Annotated in this window: 13 protein-coding genes; 6 read left to right on the top strand and 7 right to left on the bottom strand. The window is 71.5% G+C overall.

The genetic code is table 11. The annotated features are described in order from the left end of the window. The first annotated feature begins 84 nt into the window (after positions 1–84). Together KY572_RS24535 and KY572_RS24530 are read left to right on the top strand one after the other, a co-directional pair. Complete coding sequence (locus tag KY572_RS24535; RefSeq protein WP_224245378.1) at positions 85–813, top strand: RNA polymerase sigma factor; 729 nt, start codon at positions 85–87, stop codon at positions 811–813. Then, positions 800–2,392 carry a FecR domain-containing protein gene (locus KY572_RS24530; protein ID WP_224245377.1) on the top strand — a complete coding sequence of 531 codons (1,593 nt, stop codon included), beginning with the start codon at positions 800–802 and terminating at the stop codon, positions 2,390–2,392. The genes KY572_RS24535 and KY572_RS24530 overlap by 14 nt, the downstream gene beginning before the upstream one ends. 9 nt (positions 2,393–2,401) lie before the next feature. On the opposite strand, the gene KY572_RS24525 is transcribed toward KY572_RS24530, so the two are convergent. From KY572_RS24525 to KY572_RS24510, 4 genes are all read right to left on the bottom strand, one after another. Next, complete coding sequence (locus KY572_RS24525) at positions 2,402–3,463, bottom strand: serine hydrolase domain-containing protein (RefSeq protein ID WP_224245376.1); 1,062 nt, start codon at positions 3,461–3,463, stop codon at positions 2,402–2,404. A gap of 68 nt (positions 3,464–3,531) precedes the next feature. Then, a complete protein-coding gene (locus KY572_RS24520) occupies positions 3,532–4,044 on the bottom strand; it encodes an FxsA family protein (protein WP_224245375.1) in 513 nt (170 codons plus the stop codon). Between the two features lie 9 nt (positions 4,045–4,053). Next, positions 4,054–4,785, bottom strand: a complete 732-nt coding sequence (locus KY572_RS24515; protein ID WP_224245374.1) for a DUF1499 domain-containing protein — start codon at positions 4,783–4,785, stop codon at positions 4,054–4,056. 40 nt (positions 4,786–4,825) lie between these two features. Further along, positions 4,826–5,314, bottom strand: coding sequence for a hypothetical protein (locus tag KY572_RS24510; protein ID WP_224245373.1), 489 nt, complete (start codon positions 5,312–5,314; stop codon positions 4,826–4,828). A gap of 64 nt (positions 5,315–5,378) precedes the next feature. Between KY572_RS24510 and KY572_RS24505 the strand changes: the two genes are divergently transcribed. Genes KY572_RS24505 through KY572_RS24490 form a run of 4 tightly spaced genes read left to right on the top strand, consistent with a single transcriptional unit; the run spans position 5,379 to position 8,716 of the window. Then, positions 5,379–6,656 carry a class I SAM-dependent rRNA methyltransferase gene (locus KY572_RS24505; protein ID WP_224245372.1) on the top strand — a complete coding sequence of 426 codons (1,278 nt, stop codon included), beginning with the start codon at positions 5,379–5,381 and terminating at the stop codon, positions 6,654–6,656. Between the two features lie 49 nt (positions 6,657–6,705). Then, positions 6,706–7,203 carry a YkgJ family cysteine cluster protein gene (locus tag KY572_RS24500; RefSeq protein WP_224245371.1) on the top strand — a complete coding sequence of 166 codons (498 nt, stop codon included), beginning with the start codon at positions 6,706–6,708 and terminating at the stop codon, positions 7,201–7,203. After that, positions 7,200–7,544, top strand: coding sequence for a hypothetical protein (locus tag KY572_RS24495; RefSeq protein WP_224245370.1), 345 nt, complete (start codon positions 7,200–7,202; stop codon positions 7,542–7,544). Before KY572_RS24500 ends, KY572_RS24495 begins: the two co-directional genes overlap by 4 nt. Next, entirely contained in the window at positions 7,541–8,716 is a 1,176-nt protein-coding gene (locus tag KY572_RS24490) for a glycerate kinase family protein (protein WP_224245369.1), read from the top strand. Before KY572_RS24495 ends, KY572_RS24490 begins: the two co-directional genes overlap by 4 nt. Positions 8,717–8,746: 30 nt before the next feature. Here the strand turns inward: KY572_RS24490 and KY572_RS24485 are convergent, their stop codons facing one another. The 3 genes from KY572_RS24485 to KY572_RS24470 form a co-directional block, all read right to left on the bottom strand. Beyond that, positions 8,747–9,718, bottom strand: a complete 972-nt coding sequence (locus KY572_RS24485; RefSeq protein ID WP_224245368.1) for a nicotinamidase — start codon at positions 9,716–9,718, stop codon at positions 8,747–8,749. A 52-nt stretch (positions 9,719–9,770) separates the two neighbouring features. Beyond that, positions 9,771–12,992, bottom strand: a complete 3,222-nt coding sequence (locus KY572_RS47340; protein WP_263451962.1) for a fused MFS/spermidine synthase — start codon at positions 12,990–12,992, stop codon at positions 9,771–9,773. Between the two features lie 445 nt (positions 12,993–13,437). Further along, complete coding sequence (locus KY572_RS24470) at positions 13,438–14,883, bottom strand: nicotinate phosphoribosyltransferase (RefSeq protein WP_224245367.1); 1,446 nt, start codon at positions 14,881–14,883, stop codon at positions 13,438–13,440. Positions 14,884–14,903: the final 20 nt, after the last annotated feature.

Raw genomic sequence — 14,903 nt, 5'->3', positions numbered from 1 at the left:
TCGGTTTGACGGGCTTGGTGTCCGAAGCCCTCGATCTTGATCAAATTTCCTTTTTGATCGCTTTCCGCAGGTGCGGCAACCCAGGTGCACGGAGGTACTGTGCTGGCCTGGACCATCCAAATCACCACCCACCCTCGGGGGCCCTGGTTGTTCTTCCGCGGAGAACCTTCCCAGGAGACGTCACCGGCGCTCGGAGAGCGGCTCGGCCTGGCTCCCCCGGCCACCCAGGCCCCCGAGGAGGCCCAGCTGCTCGCGCTCGTCCGGCGCATCCAGCAGGGGGACTCCACCGCCTTTGAGCGCCTCTACCAGCTGACGCGGGTGGATGCGGCTCGCACCTTGCACCACCTGGTGGGCAACCGGGCGGATGTGGAGGACCTGCTCCAGGAGACGTACCTGCGGCTGCTGTCGGCGGTGAAGGGGTTTCGGGGCGAGTCGCGCTTCCGCACGTTCCTCTACCGGGTGTGCTCCAACGTGGCGCTCTCGCACCTGCGCTGGAAGCGGCGGCGGCCGGAGGATCCGATGGAGGTGCTGCCGGAGGTGCTGGCCACCGGCCAGGATCCCGAGCAGGAGGCCGCGCGGCGGCAGGCTGCCCGCTTGGTGGAGCTGGCCCTGGAGCGGCTCAAGCCCAAGAAGCGCATCGTCTTCGTCTATTACGAGCTGTGTGGGATGAGTCCGGACGAGATCGCCGAGGCCGTGGGAAGCTCGGTCAATACTGTGCGTAGCCGCCTGCACCACGCGCGACTGGAGTTCACCGAGGCCATGCACCGACTGCTCGACAAGCCGCGCGCGGGAGGCGTCCATGGGGCCCCATGAGACAGACGCGCTGTGGGCCTTCGCCGCGGACGCGCTGGAGGCCGAGGACAAGGCCCGTGTGGTGGCCCACGTCGCCAGCTGCGAGGAGTGCGCCCGCAAGCTGACGCAGGTGCGCCAGGCCCAGGCCCTGCTCCACACGGTGCGGGCGGAGGTGCCCGCGGTGCGCTGGGCCGAGACGGACGAGCGCATCCAGAGTGCCGCGGCGCGGCGGCTGACCGGGATGGAGCGCAAGCCCCTGTGGCCGTGGGCGTTTGCCGCGGTGGGGGTGATGGCGGCCTTGCTCGCCCTCGTGGTGCTGCGGCCCTCGGCGCCGGGGCCCGAGCAGAGCGCGCCGGTCGCGGTCCGGGAGGAGCCCTCCGCGCCGGTGGCGCCGGCCCCGCGTGAGGAGCTCGCGGCGCGGGAGCCTTCGCCTGCTCCCGTGGAGCCTTCGCCTGCTCCCGTGGCCGTCGCCACGCGCGTCGAGAGCGCGGCGGGAGCGTGGATCCGGGAGGCGAACGCTCCGGAGCGCTCGCTCCAGGCAGGCACCCAGCTTCGCTCCGGCAGCTCCGTGCGGACGCGCGCGAAGTCCGACGCCCTGCTGCGGCTGCCGGATGAGAGCCGGGTGCGGCTGTCTCCGAACTCGGAGGTGACGCTGGCGCGCACCGAGGCGAAGGACGTGCAGCTCACCGTCACGCGCGGACGGCTCGCCGTGGAGGCCTCGCACGTGGCCCGGGAGGGCTTCACCGTGGAGGCGGCGGGAGTGCGCGCCTCCGTGGTGGGCACCGTCTTCTCCGTCGAGTGCACCGAGCGCGGCGCGGTGGTGGCCGTGCTCGAGGGCAAGGTGCGCGTCGAGACCGAGGGACAGCCGGTCCGCTTCGTCGGCGCGGGAGAGCGGCTCGAGGTGCGCGCGGGCCAGCCGGCTCCCAAGGCGCGGCCCCTCTCCGCGCAGGATCGCCGGGCCTTCCAGGAGCTGAAGGCGCCGCCGGCCGAGGCGTCCTCCTCGCCCCGTCCCAGCCCGGTGCCAGGGAGCGCCGCCGCGTCTCGCGGTGTGGCCCCCGCGCTGGTCCCCGAGTCCCCCGCCTCCGCGCCGCCGCCCCAGGAGACCGCTCCCGCCGAGCCCGCGAGCTCCGCGCCGGTGAAGAGCCCGTCCGCCGTGGCAGGCACGGCGCTGCCGGGCGAGGAGGCCGCCGGCTCGGAGATCGCCCCCTACCCCGTGCCGACGAGCCCGGAGCCGCTGGAGTCCATGGTGGTGGCGCCGTCGACCTCGGCTCCGGAAGCCACGTCGCGCACGGGCTCGCCGGCTCCCTGGACGCCGCCGGAGCCGGGAGGCTCGGAGCCTGACGCCGCGGATGCCCGCTTCCTGTGGCACGCCCGGGAGCAGCTCGCCGCCCGGACGTGCGAGAGCTTCCTGGTGGGGCTGGCGGAGCTGGCCGAGCGCAGCCGGGTCCGCGAGTTCCGCGAGCAGGCGCGCTACCTCCGGGCGCGGTGCTTCGAGGAGCGCCTGGCCAAGGCGGAGGCGGAGGCCGAGTACCGCCGCTACCTGCGCGAGTTCCCCAAGGGCCGCTACGTCAAGGAGGCCAGGGCCGCGCTGCTGCCGTAGCCCTGACCGCTACTGCCGCAGCGCCGAGGCGAGCACGAACTGGCCGACCAGCAGGATGGCCAGGTCGGACTCCGGCTCGTTGTAGAAGCTGCCGGTGAAGGTGGCGACCAGGTCGAGCGAGGGGAAGACGAAGGTGTACTGGCCGCCGTTGCCGCGCGCGAACCAGGCCTCCACCGGCGTGCCGCTCACGCCGAAGGTGTTGAGCCACCAGAGGTAGCCGTAGCGGGAGTCCCCCAGGCGCCGCTCGCTGGTGGTCGACGCCTGGATCCAGGCCTCCGAGACGAGCTGCCGTCCCTGCCACCTGCCTCCCTCCAGCATCACCTGGCCGAGCTTCGCGAAGTCCCGGGGGCGCAGGCGCAGGTGGCCACCGGTGTCGGTGCGCCCGCCGTTCGCCTCCTGCCACTTGAAGCGGGTGATGCCCAGCGGCTCGAAGAGGTGGCGGCGGGACAGCTCGGGGAACTTCACTCCGGCGGCCTCCTCCACCAGCGCCCCCAGCACCATCACGCCACCGGTGCAGTACACGGTGGACTGGCCAGGCTCCTCCGCCATCGGCAGGTCGAGGACGAACCTCACCCAGTCCTTGGAGTCGTACATCTTCTCCTCCTTGCCGGGGGAGTCCTCCTCCCAGTCGTTGCACGCCAGGCCCGTGCGCATCTCGAGCAGGCGGCGCACGGTGATTCGCTCCTTGCGCTCGTCCGCGTTCTCGAGCGGCGCGTACTTCTGGAGCAGCGGCAGGATGGGGGTGTCCACGCCGGGCAGCAGGTGCTGCTCCAGCGCGATGCCCGTCAGCAGCGAGGTGAAGCTCTTCGTGGCCGAGCGCAGATCATGCAGCTCGTCGCTCTTGAAGCCGTTCCAGTACCGCTCGTACACGAGCTTGCCGTGGCGCGCGATGAGGAGGGAGTCCGGCGCGCGGATCTCCTCCTTCTCGATACGCCGCTCGAGCTCCGCGAGAGGCTCGGGGGCCATGCCCTCCGCCTCCAGGGAGGAGACGGGCCACCCGTCATCGAGCAGATCGGGTGGACTGCCGGGACCGGACGTCCGGTGGTGTCCGCACGCCATCAGGCCAGCCACGAGCGCCACATGGAGCAGGCCCGACAGAGGAGAAGACCTCGGGAGGGAGCACAGCCGCATGGGTGTCCTCAGCGCCCGGATTTGTCGTCGGTGAACTCGGCATCCACCTCGCCTGGAATCTGGCGGCTCGGAGGCGAGGGCGTCCCGAAGGTCTCCCTTGACGGGCGCGACTGGGCAGAGCCGCTCCACGTCCAGGTCGTCACCCGCATCGAGCCGGTGGCCATGCCGCGCTCCATCGAGCGACGGACCCGGCCGGCCACCCACCGCCGCGTCGGAGGAAGGAGCAGGAACAGGCCCACCGCGTCGGTGATGAACCCCGGGAGGATGAGCAGCAGCCCGCCCAGCAGCACCAGGGCGCCGCTCAGGATGCCCTCCTCGGGCACCCGGCCCTGGGCCACCTGGGTCTGCCAGCTCCGGAGGACGCGCCGCCCTTCCCTCTTGGCGAGGACGGACCCCAGCAGGGCCGTCACCAGGAGCAGCCCCAGGGTGGGTGCCAGGCCCAACTGCCGGCCCAGGACGACGAGCAGGTACAGCTCCAGCACCGGCACCACGATGAACGCGAGGAGGAGGTATTTCGCCACGCTTCCTCCCTAATGCGCCGCGCCCGCTTTTGCCGCCCCCGCGCCGACCCGGGGGGCGAGCGCCTGGAAGAACTGTTCGATGCGCTGCGCATTGGCGCCCAGGTCCCCCTTGCCGACGCGGGACTTGGAGCGCATGTCCACGCGGCTCCCCTCGCCTTCCGGCCGGACCCTCACGACGAAGTCATCCCGGAAGCGGAACAGGCTCGTCTCCACCACGCCCTCGAAGGTCCGCGCCTGCGGATCCACCGTCGTCACCTGCCAGCGCGGCTGCTCGCGGGCCAGCGCCAGGGCCTGCTGGAACACCGTGTCCGGCGGGGCACTCACCTTCAGAGGCGCCAGGGACTTGTAGAACTCGCGCACCACGGGCTTGAAGTCCGCCGGGTAGGCCATGTCCCGCTCCTTGTTCTCGGGCGCGGCCTGGGCCTGGGTCAGCGCGGGCACGTCCTCCAGATCCGTGCTGATGTCGTTGATGCGCGGCCGCCCCCCGGAGGCGAAGCCGGGGAACAGCACCACCAGCATCACCGCGAGGCCCAGCCCCACCGCGGTGAGCCCCGGCCGGACCCGCCCTCGGAGCGCGGCGATGATGCCGGCCATCACCCCCACGAAGCCCACGAGGGCCCCGAGCACGAAGAGGAAGAAGCCATACAGGCCGGACAGCAGGCCTGAGAGCGCGAGCAGCGGCCCCAGCACCGAGAGCAAGGCCGCGAAGAGGGAGATCCGGACCGACCAGGAGCGAAGCATGCGTGCAGGCTTGCTCGACTGGGGGCCGGAAATCCAGCTTTCAGCCGCCGAGCTTCTCCATGAGCGACGTCACCAGCACGTAAAGGAAGATGAGCCCGCCCACGATGGCCACGAAGTACTTCACGCTCGAGGGCAGCACCTCGGGCGGGGGCGCGTAGCTGGCGGCCACGGCCTCGGACACGCCCATCATCTCGCCCGCGTAGCGCGCGGTGCGCAGGAACTGGTCGGCCACCGAGCCGCTGTCGTTGGCCGTCAGCGTCCTGCCGAGCTGGGGATCGATGAGCCGGGCCTCGGCGGCGGTGGCCAGCGCGGCGCCCTCCTCCACCACCTCGCGCACCAGCTCCGTCTTGTCCGAGAGCGGCACGCGCAGCTCCGTGGCGATGACCTGCCCGTTCTCCCGGACCAGCCCCACCTCCACGTCCCCGTTCTTGAGCCGCCAGATGCGCTGGCCGTCCGGGCGCGCGAACACACCCTTCTCCGTGAGGAGGGCATCCACCCGGGCGCTGTCATAAGGCGTCCCGGGAACCATTGTCTGAAGGAGCAGCTCGTATCTCACGCGGGTTGGCAGTATACGCCGCGCCACGACCATGCCCATGACGCCCGGACAGAAGAGGGGAAACCACCCGCGCTCGCAGCACGGCCGGGGACGGCCTCACCGCCCCGAGAAGCCGGCCCCCGACCGCACCACGCCGGAGCTCGGCCCGGACGGGCTCCCCCAGGTCTCCCTCGTCCGCCGCGGCGTCGAGCGCTGGCAGGGCGGCCACCCGTGGATCTACCGCGCCGACCTGAACGGAGACCCAGGCCTGGCCGGCGGCGAGGTGGTGCGCGTCACCGACGGGCGAGGCTGGTTCCTCGGAAAGGCCTTCTACTCGAAGCACTCGAAGATCTCCCTGCGCTGGCTCTCCTATGACGACGTCCCGGTGGACGCGGACTTCTTCCGCCAGCGGCTGGCCGCGGCCGACGCGATGCGCCGCAAGGCCCTGCCCGGAGAGACCACCTACCGCCTGGTGCACGGCGAGGCGGACCAGCTCCCGGGGCTCGTGGTGGACCGCTACGGCGACTACCTCAGCGTCCAGTTCCTCGTGCCCGCCATGGAGAGCCGCAAGGAGCTCATCGCGAACCTGCTCACCGAGCTGTTCAAGCCGCGCGGCATCGTGAACCGCTCGGACGTGGGGGTCCGCAACCTGGAGGGCTTGCAGCCGGAGAAGGGCCTGCTGCGCGGCGAGCTGCCCGGCCCGGTCTCCTTCGACGAGGGCCTGGTGCGCATGCGCGCGGACCTGCTGGAGGGCCAGAAGACAGGTGCCTTCCTGGACCAGCGCGAGAACCACGTCATGGCCTCCCAGTACGCCATGGGCGAGGCGCTGGACTGCTTCTCCTACGTGGGGGGCTTCGCGCTGCAGCTGGCCGCCCGGGCCCAGCGCGTCACCGCCGTGGAGATCTCCGACGACGCCGCCGCGCAGCTGCGGGAGAACGCCGCCGCCAACCGCCTCACCAACCTGGACGTCGTCGTGGCCAACGCCTTCGACTTCCTCCGGGACGCGGTGGACGAGGGGCGCCGCTTCGACACCATCGTCCTGGACCCGCCCTCCTTCGCCAAGAACAAGGACGCGGTGGCCGCCGCCGTCCGCGGGTACAAGGAGATCAACCTGCGCGCCATGCAGCTGCTGCGGCCCGGCGGCTACCTCATCTCCGCCAGCTGCACCTACCACGTGGACGAGCAGTCCTTCGAGGACATGCTGGCCTCCGCCGCGGCTGACGCACGGCGCCGTGTGCAGATCATCGAGCGCCGGGGAGCCGGCAAGGATCACCCGGTACTCCTGAATTTGAGGGAAACGCGCTACCTGAAGTGCTTCGTCCTGCGTGTGTTGTGAGGCTCGCCGTTCGACCGCAACCCCTCCATTATGAGAAAAGAAGAATCGGATGGGACTGCGGAACTGGGACGATGAGGACGACACCCCTCCCGCGAGCGGGGCCGTCGCGGAGGCACGCGCGCTTCAGGAGTTGCGGGCCATCTACCGACAGGCGGACGCGGCCTATGCCGCCTTCTCCTGTCCGGCCAGCGGCGAGTGCTGCCAGCTGGCGGTGACCAAGCGCCAGCCCTGGCTGTGGTACCCCGAGTGGAAGCTGCTCTCGGCCCAGCGCGCGCTGCCCCCGCCCCGTGAGGATGGGGGCTGCCCGTACCTGGATGCCGTGGGCCGGCGGTGCACCGTCTACGCGGATCGGCCCTTCGGCTGCCGCACCTTCTTCTGTGAGCGGATCCGCGGCCCCGCCCGGCAGCCCGCGGACACGGTCGACGCGCTCCTGCGGCGCCTGGAGGCCGTGTCGCAGCGGGTGATGCCGTCCCTCACCGGTCCCCGGCCCCTGCTGGAGTGGCACACCGAGGCCTTGCCCCTGGAGTCTGTGGAGGAACGGCGATGAACCTTCGATGGAAGCAGTGGGCCGCGGTGGCGCTGCTGGCGCTGAGCGCGGGCTGTCAGTCGAGCGGCTCGGGAGGGGCGGCGGACGCGGCCATCAACACCGCGATCGCGGTGGCGGCCTCGGGCGTCTCGCGCGCCCAGGGAGGCTGCTACGCCGCGTGCCCCACCGGGACGACGTGCGACACCACCACCGGCTACTGCGTCTCCCTGCCCTGCCGGGGCCGGTGCAAGGCCCACGAGCAGTGCGTGGAGGACGGCATCCAGTCCCGGTGCATCGCCATTGGCCTGCCGGGAGAGACCGTCACGGTGGAGCCCACCCAGGAAGCGAAGACCCAACCGTGATCCTGCGCTGGCTGATCGCTCCTCAAGAGTTCAAGGGAACCCTCACCGCCTCGGAGGCCGCCGAGGCGCTCCGCGCGGGGCTCCGCCAGGAGGCCCCCGACGTCCTCCTGGATGTCGCGCCGCTGGCCGATGGCGGGCCTGGGACGGTGGATGCGCTGCTCGCCGGAGCTCCGGGCGAACGCCGCGTGCTCACCGTGCAGGGGCCGCTCGGCGAGCCCGTCCAGGCGGCCTATGCGCTGCTGGAGGGCGGACGCACGGCCATCATCGAGATGGCGGCGGCCTCGGGGCTGTCCCTGCTCCGCCCGGAGCAGCGGGATCTCCGGCGGGCCTCCACCTACGGCACCGGCGAGCTGATGCGGGCGGCGCTGGACGCGGGCTGCTCGCGGCTCATCGTCGGGCTGGGTGGCAGCGCGACGAATGACGCGGGGACCGGGGCGCTCAAGGCGCTGGGCTACCGCTTCCTCGACCCGGAGGGCCAGGAGCTTCCCCCCGGAGGCACGGCGCTGCGCCGGCTGGCGCGAGTGGACAGCAGCCAGGCCCACCCGCGGCTGGTGGAGGTGGAGCTGCTGGCGGCCACGGACGTGACGGCGCCGCTGCTCGGGCCGAATGGGGCCTCGCGGCTCTTCGGCCCGCAGAAGGGCGCGGATCCGCAGCTCGTGGAGGAGCTGGAGGAGGCGCTGGCCTTCTTCGCCCAGGGCCTGGCGCCCGAGTTCATCCGCGTCCCCGGCGCGGGAGCGGCGGGCGGGTTCGCCTACGGGCTCGCGGTGCTCGCGGGCGCGAACATCGTCTCGGGGTATGGGCTGGTGGCGCGAGCGCTCCACCTGGAGCGGCGGGTGGCGGTGGCGGACGCGGTGCTCACCGGCGAGGGGCGGTTCGATCGGCAGACGGCGCTGGGCAAGGGGCCCTCCGCCCTGGCGCGCTCGGGCAAGGAGCTGGGCAAGCCCGTGGTGCTCTTCGCGGGCTCGGTGGTGCGCGAGGAGGGCCTGGACACGTCCATGTTCCAGGAGGTCATCGACGTGGGGAACCCGGCGCTCGACAAGGAGGCCGCCATCCTCGCGCTGAAGGCGGCCGCCGCGCGCTGGGCCTCCACGGCCCGGCACATGAAGCCCCACGACGCCCGGGATCGCGACCGGGGGCGCCGGGACGAGCACGCGGACGGAAACGCTCTGTAGCGGTGTGGCGCCGGGGGACGCCGCCCCGGCTCACACGTCGAGGGGCTCGGTGGTCTTCACCACGCGCATCCCCGCCTGCTGGAGCTCGCGGAAGGCGGCGTCGGCCACGCGCGGGAAGTCGAGCGAGGGCGGCAGCGGCTCCAGCGGCGGCGCGGGCACGGAGCTCATCGCGTCCTCGAGGATGAAGATGCGGCCCATCTTCGAGGGGTCCGTCTTCTCGATGTGCTGGCGCAGGTCCATGAGCGTGGACAGCACGCAGTGGGAGCGGGCCTGCCCGAAGACGTAGACGCGGTCGAAGGACATGAGCCGGTCGAAGAGCGCGGTGTTGAAGGCGCCGACCTTCTGGCCACGCACCTCGGTCACCTCGGGCGAGAGGACGGAGTAGTTCTCCGTGAGCGGGTGCTCGCCCTTGAGCTCGAACCACGTCTGCGTGTCGCGCACGAGCGTGTGGAAGAGGCTGGCCTCGTACACGGCGGGCACGAGCGGGTGGCTGAGGCCGCCGAGCAGCGCGTGGAAGGGCCAGATGGTGAGGATGTACCTGCCGCTGGACTCGAGCCGCTCGCAGTAGGCGAGGCTCTCCTCCGGGTGGCGGGTGGGCCGCCAGCGCCCGTCGCGGATGTCGGCGGAGGTGATGGGGGTGAGCGGCGGCGGCGGCATCCCCCCGGCGTCCTGCCACCAGGAGGGGTGGAAGATCTGGAAGGCGCGGTGGGTGTCGAGCGAGAAGACGAGCTCGCTCACGCGATCCAGGTTCGCGTAGAGCCAGCGCAGCGCGCGCTGGGTGTCCTCGACGGCGCCGGGGACGAAGAGGCTGGCACCGGGGGTGCAGAAGGCCACCTGCACGTCGATGCCGAAGGCGGCCACGCGGACGCGGTCCTCGCGAGCGGGGCGGATGCGATGGGCCTCGGCGTAGCGGCGGGCCTCCTGGGCGACCTCGGCGGCGCGCTCGAGGTAGAGCTGTCCGGCGCGAGCGTCCTCATGGAAGCGGGGGATGGGCAATGCCATGACGTTCTCCGAGGTCTGGGTTGCTGCGCCATCATAGGCGCCTGGAGGTCCGCTAGGGCGCGTTGTCCTGGGACACGGCGCTGGAGCCCGGGTCGGACTCGTCCAGCACCGGGCCGCCCCCTTCCTGCTCGAAGAGCGCGGGCGGCTCGTCGATGAGGAAGGCGGAGAGCGAGGCCAGGGCCGGCTCGCGCAGCGGATCCTTGTTGGCGTCGTAGCACTCGTAGCGATCGACCAGGAAGCCGCGCTGCCACATCGGGTGCTGCTCGTAGGGCTGCAGCGCCTTCTGGCAGAGCCCGCGCCAGTCGAGCACCCGGGCCAGGCTCAGCCGGGCCCGCTCGCGCTGAGGCTGGAGCGCCAGTCCAGCGAAAGGCTTCTCGAGCTGGGCATAGAGGCGCATGCCCAGCGAGCGCTCCTTCTGCGCCAGCTCCTGCGTCGCCGCCATGAGGAGGCTGGCCACGGTGCGCTGCCCCCAGGGCTCGCGGTGGAGCGCCTCGTAGGCCAGCCCCAGGGCATTGGCGGCCTCCGTCCAGCGCCCCTGCCGCAGCCGCAGGACGCCGAGTAGCGTCTCCGCCTCCATGGGCGCCAGCGGCCGGAGCTGATCCAGGACGGGCACGGCGGCCTCATCCCCCATCTGCGCCAGCGCCTGCCCCACCATCGTCAGCTCCACCAGGCCTCGGGGCTGCCACCCCGCCTCGCGCCACCGGCGAACGGCGCCCGGCACGTCCCCGCGGGTGAACAGCTCGACGAACAGCTGGCGGTCCGCGGCGCCGCGAGGCACCTGCGTGGGATATGTCAGCAGCTTCTGACGGCTGGCGGCGGCCACGAGGACTCGCTGCATCTCCACACGGTCCCAGTCGACCGTGCCCTTGCCCACCTGGGGACGCGTCGTCTGGAGGCTGGCAGCCCCCGCGCGCAGCGAGACGGGGAGCTTCGCGGACTCCGTGCGCCCCACCGTCCGGGCGATGGCGAACTCCATGAAGGAGAGATCATCGGTGTTGATGAGCTCCTCCTGCCCCTCCGCCAGCTTCCGGGCGAGCAGGTCCCCACCGATGTAGTGCGCTAGCACGCCCTCCAGCTCATCGGTGGACCACGCGACGGTGGTGGCCTTGTGGAAGGGCTCCTGGGCCAGCCGGGCCCGCATCCGGTCGGCGTCGTACGTGAGCGGGGCCTCGGTGGCCACCAGCAGCAGGTCCACGCTGTTGGTCTGCCACGTCTCCACGGAGGGGAACACCGAGGCCAGCGTGGCGTAGGCGCTCTTCACCGTGGTGGCGTCGATCTCGTACGCCTGGAGCCACTGGATGAAGATGCCGCCGGGGGCCAGCCGCTCCCTCACCGCCTGGTAGAAGTCCTGGGTGAAGAGGCTGGAGATGCCGGCGCGGTAGGGGTTGGAGGGCTCGGAGAAGATGATGTCGTACTTCTCGCGGGAGGCGAGCAGCACCTCGCGCGCGTCTCCGATGAAGGTGTGGACCTTCGGGTTGGACAGGACGTTCTGGTTCACCGCCGAGCAGTGCTCGGCGACCTTGAGGATGGCGGGCTCGATCTCCACCACGTCCACACGTTCCACGTCCGGCACGGCACCGATCCACCCCGCGGTGCTACCGGTGCCCAGGCCGATGACGAGCGCCTTGCGCGGCTGCGGGTGGAGCAGCATGCCCACCAGTCCGCTCATGACCTGGGTGGAGGCATCTCCGATGCTGCCGCCGTCCGACTTGCCGTTGACGTGGAAGGCCGGGCCATCGCGCACGAGCACGCCGACGCTGCTCTCGATGCCCTCGTACTCCCACATCGTCTCGCGCCGGGGCGTCTCCAGCCAGTTGCGCAGCTTGTTGAGCGTGGGCTTCTCCAGCCGCGCGCGGCCGGCGCCGATGGGGTTGTGACGCCAGGCGGCGGTGGGGCCGGCCTCCATCAGCATCATCACGGCCAGGGCTCCAGCCAGGGCGGGCACCCAGAGCTTGCCGGGCTGGCGCTCCAGCTTCAGAGACAGCACGAGGGCCGCCGCGCCCAGCACCAGGAGCAGCGCCACGACGAGCCGCCAGGTTCCAGGTGCCGTCAGCAGCGGCATGAGCCCGAAGCCACCGGCCAGCGAGCCCACGATGGAGCCCACGGTGTTCCACGCGTACGCCAGGCCCACCTCGCGGCCCACGTTGTCACGGCCGCGCCCCAGCAGCGCCAGGAGCAGGGGGAACTGGACGCCCGAGATGAAAGCCGCCGGGAGGATGACGAGCGAGGCCACCATGGCCCAGCTCAGCACCAGCCCGAGGAACCCGAAGCCCTCGAGCGAGCGCAGCATCATCGCGACGACGGCCAGCCGGTCCCCGAGCGCATAGGGCACGGCGATGAAGAGCGCCTCGGCGAGGCACGTCAGGGCAAAGCCCCGCATGGTCGCGGGCCGGTCCTGCCGCCACACCGCGTAGGCCGCGCCTCCCAGGCCGATGCCCAGCAGCGCGACGATGAGGATGAGGCCGAAGGTGAAGGTGGAGCCGCCCAGCAGCGGGCTCAGCATCCGGTACCAGACGAGCTCCATCAGCAGGAAGGCGAAGCCCACCGCCGCGGCGGCGGCCAGGACGAAGCGACGCGGCGGAGGCGCCACGGTCGAGGCCGGGGACTCGGCCACGGGAGCAGCGACAGCGGGAGCCGCGGCGGTCTCCTGCTCCGGCATCGAGCGCGAGGCGACCCGCGCCGCCACGGCGATGAGGCCGTTGGCGAGGCACGCCAGCCACAGCGTCTGCTGGGTGCCGAAGACCTCGAACAGGAAGAAGGTGGACAGGGCCGCGCCGGCCACGGCGCCCAGGGTGTTCACGCCATAGAGCACGGCCAGCGCGCGCCGCCGTACGTCATCGGAAGTCTCCGCCGCGCGAGCCGCCGCAGGCAGGGTGCCGCCCATCAGGATCGTGGGCACGGCGAGCAGCAGCGCCGAGAGCACCAGCCGCACCACGCTGCCGCCGAACATGCCGAGCGCCACCGTGCCGCCCAGCGCGACGTACACCTTGCGCGCCAGCCACACGAGGACCGGGGTGGCCGCGGCGCTCAGGGCGATGAGCCCCTCGAGGTTGCCGTACAGCTCCAGCGGGCGGCGGTGCTTGTCGGCGCGGCCACCCAGCAGCGCGCCACCCAGGCCGAGCCCGGCCATGAAGATGGCCAGCACCGCCGCGGACGCCGCGGTGGAGGCTCCGAAGATGAGGCGCAGCTCGCGCTGCCACGCGGTCTGGTACACCAGTGCGCACAGCCCCGAACCAAAGAGAAACGGGGCAATCTTCAAGGCACGTGCGTTCATTCAATCTCTCGTGTGCGCGCGGGCAGATCCCACCCCGGGCCCTCGCGGCGCGCCAGGGCGCGGATTAAACCGCAGCCCCTTCAGGGCGGCCAGAATCGGCGCCACGTTCCCCAGCCTGGGTCACGGGCGACCAGGGCCCTCGAGAGCCTGCTGCCTGACCGCCCCGGGGCCGACCAGGTACGTGGGCCGAAGGTCCTGGACCCTGGAGGGAGGCACCTGAGCCAAGACACCGGCCTGGCCAGGGAGGCACCCTGTCAGCGGACTTGTAGCGAACTGGTATGACAAGCATACCGGTTCGGATTGGTACCGAACTGGTATGACAAGTAGACCAGTTCGTACAGAGCGCGCCCGGCAGGCGGGCGGACCGGACGCGGGCGCGACTCGGCCCTCTGCCCGTTTCAGGGGCAGCCTCTGACGGAGTCGTGACGAGACTTCTTTGGACCGCCTAGCGACTCTGAGGGAAGTGGCGGCGACGCAGCTCGTCGACGAGCGCCTGGGTCGCGGGCGTATAGGCGACGCGCATCTCCTTGGCGCCGGTGTTGTGGGAGCCCACGAGCGAGGGGGATTCGGGAGCGCTGTCCGTGAGCTGGAAGTAGCCCTCGGGCGGCGCCTCGCCCTCCTGGGCGATAAGCCCGATGGGACCGGAGCCGTGGCGGCGCCGGAAGAGGACAGGCGAGCCCGGGACGCTCTGCTTGCCCTCCGCCAGCTCGTTGCCGAACTTCATGGTCGGGTTGTGCCCCGTGAGTGACAGCTTGTAGACGGCGGCCACCCGGTCGCGTGTGAACGGGCACTCCATGGGGCGAGCGACGATGTGGCCCCCGTAGCCGTAGAACTGGGCCGACGGCTCCCAGCCCACCTGCCGGCGCAGCTCCTCGAACTCGCGAGTGGCCTGCGCGTCCAGGCCGTCCTCGAGGATGTGGACGGGGCGGATGCCCAGATCGCGTGCCTGCGTCACGGCGTAGAGGTACTGGAGCTTCTTGTTGCCCGAGTCGAAGCGGATGGAGTCGCTCCGGCCCGGCTCCTCGCGGATGAGGCGGAAGGCGGCGGGCAGGCCGGAGGCCAGCGTGTCATAGGTGTCCAGCAGGTAGCTGGAGCGCTGCGGTCGGCGCTCGCGCATGGCGCGGAAGGCCGCTTCATCCGAGCCATAGCGTTGGATGTGCTCGTGCCCCATGGTGCCCACGGGGATCATCCCCAGCGCGCGGGCGCCCTCCACGTTGCTGGTGCGTACCACGCCCGCTTCCTTGCAGGCGCGCAGGGCGATCTCGTGCTGCTCCAGACAGGTGGCGGCACGCAGGCCCACCTCGAAGATGCGGCTGGGGTCCTCGACGATCTCCACCAGTTCGCGAACCTGGCCGCGGACGCGGTTCAGGTAGCCCTCCGAGTCCACGCGGATGGGCACGGCCTTGACGCCCACCTCATCGAGCGTCTCCAGGGCGATGTGCTTCTGTTGCTCGCAGGTGACGACGGCCAGGGCGCGGGCCAGCTCCTCCCGGTCCATGAGCGCCATCGTCGCCACCTGGATGCGGAAGTTGAGCTGGATCAGCAGCGGCTCCAGCCAGGACACCATGGCCGAGGGCCCGCAGAGCGAGAGCACCGGCTCCTTCGGATAGAAGAGCGCTCCGCGAGGCAGCGCGTGGATGACGAGCCGATCCTTTCCCAGGATGCCCGCCTTGAAGCCGATGCCCATCTCGTAGTCGTTGCGAGACAGGAACTCGTAGTCCTCGGGCCTGGGCTCGGGCAGCAGCTTGTGGATGAAGGCAGGGATGTCCAGCGGGACTACCTGAAGGCCGCCCTTGCGGTGGGTGTAATAGAACGTCTCCCGGCGCAGGGGCCAGCCCGCCTCCGCCATGCTGAACTTGTAGCCGTCCGTCGCGAGCAGCGAGGTCGCCATGTAGGTATCTGCCTCCTGGC

The sequence above is a fragment of the Hyalangium gracile genome (assembly GCF_020103725.1).
GTDB lineage: Bacteria > Myxococcota > Myxococcia > Myxococcales > Myxococcaceae > Hyalangium > Hyalangium gracile.
This window is presented reverse-complemented; position numbering and strand designations above follow the sequence as displayed.

Coding starts and splice junctions, on each gene's coding strand:
- KY572_RS24530 (WP_224245377.1), top strand. CDS start 800: ATGGGGCCCCATGAGACAGACGCGCTGTGGGCCTTCGCCGCGGACGCG.
- KY572_RS24515 (WP_224245374.1), bottom strand. CDS start 4,785: ATGCTTCGCTCCTGGTCGGTCCGGATCTCCCTCTTCGCGGCCTTGCTC.
- KY572_RS24510 (WP_224245373.1), bottom strand. CDS start 5,314: ATGGTTCCCGGGACGCCTTATGACAGCGCCCGGGTGGATGCCCTCCTC.
- KY572_RS24505 (WP_224245372.1), top strand. CDS start 5,379: ATGACGCCCGGACAGAAGAGGGGAAACCACCCGCGCTCGCAGCACGGC.
- KY572_RS24500 (WP_224245371.1), top strand. CDS start 6,706: ATGGGACTGCGGAACTGGGACGATGAGGACGACACCCCTCCCGCGAGC.
- KY572_RS24495 (WP_224245370.1), top strand. CDS start 7,200: ATGAACCTTCGATGGAAGCAGTGGGCCGCGGTGGCGCTGCTGGCGCTG.
- KY572_RS24485 (WP_224245368.1), bottom strand. CDS start 9,718: ATGGCATTGCCCATCCCCCGCTTCCATGAGGACGCTCGCGCCGGACAG.
- KY572_RS47340 (WP_263451962.1), bottom strand. CDS start 12,992: ATGAACGCACGTGCCTTGAAGATTGCCCCGTTTCTCTTTGGTTCGGGG.
- KY572_RS24470 (WP_224245367.1), bottom strand. CDS start 14,883: ATGGCGACCTCGCTGCTCGCGACGGACGGCTACAAGTTCAGCATGGCG.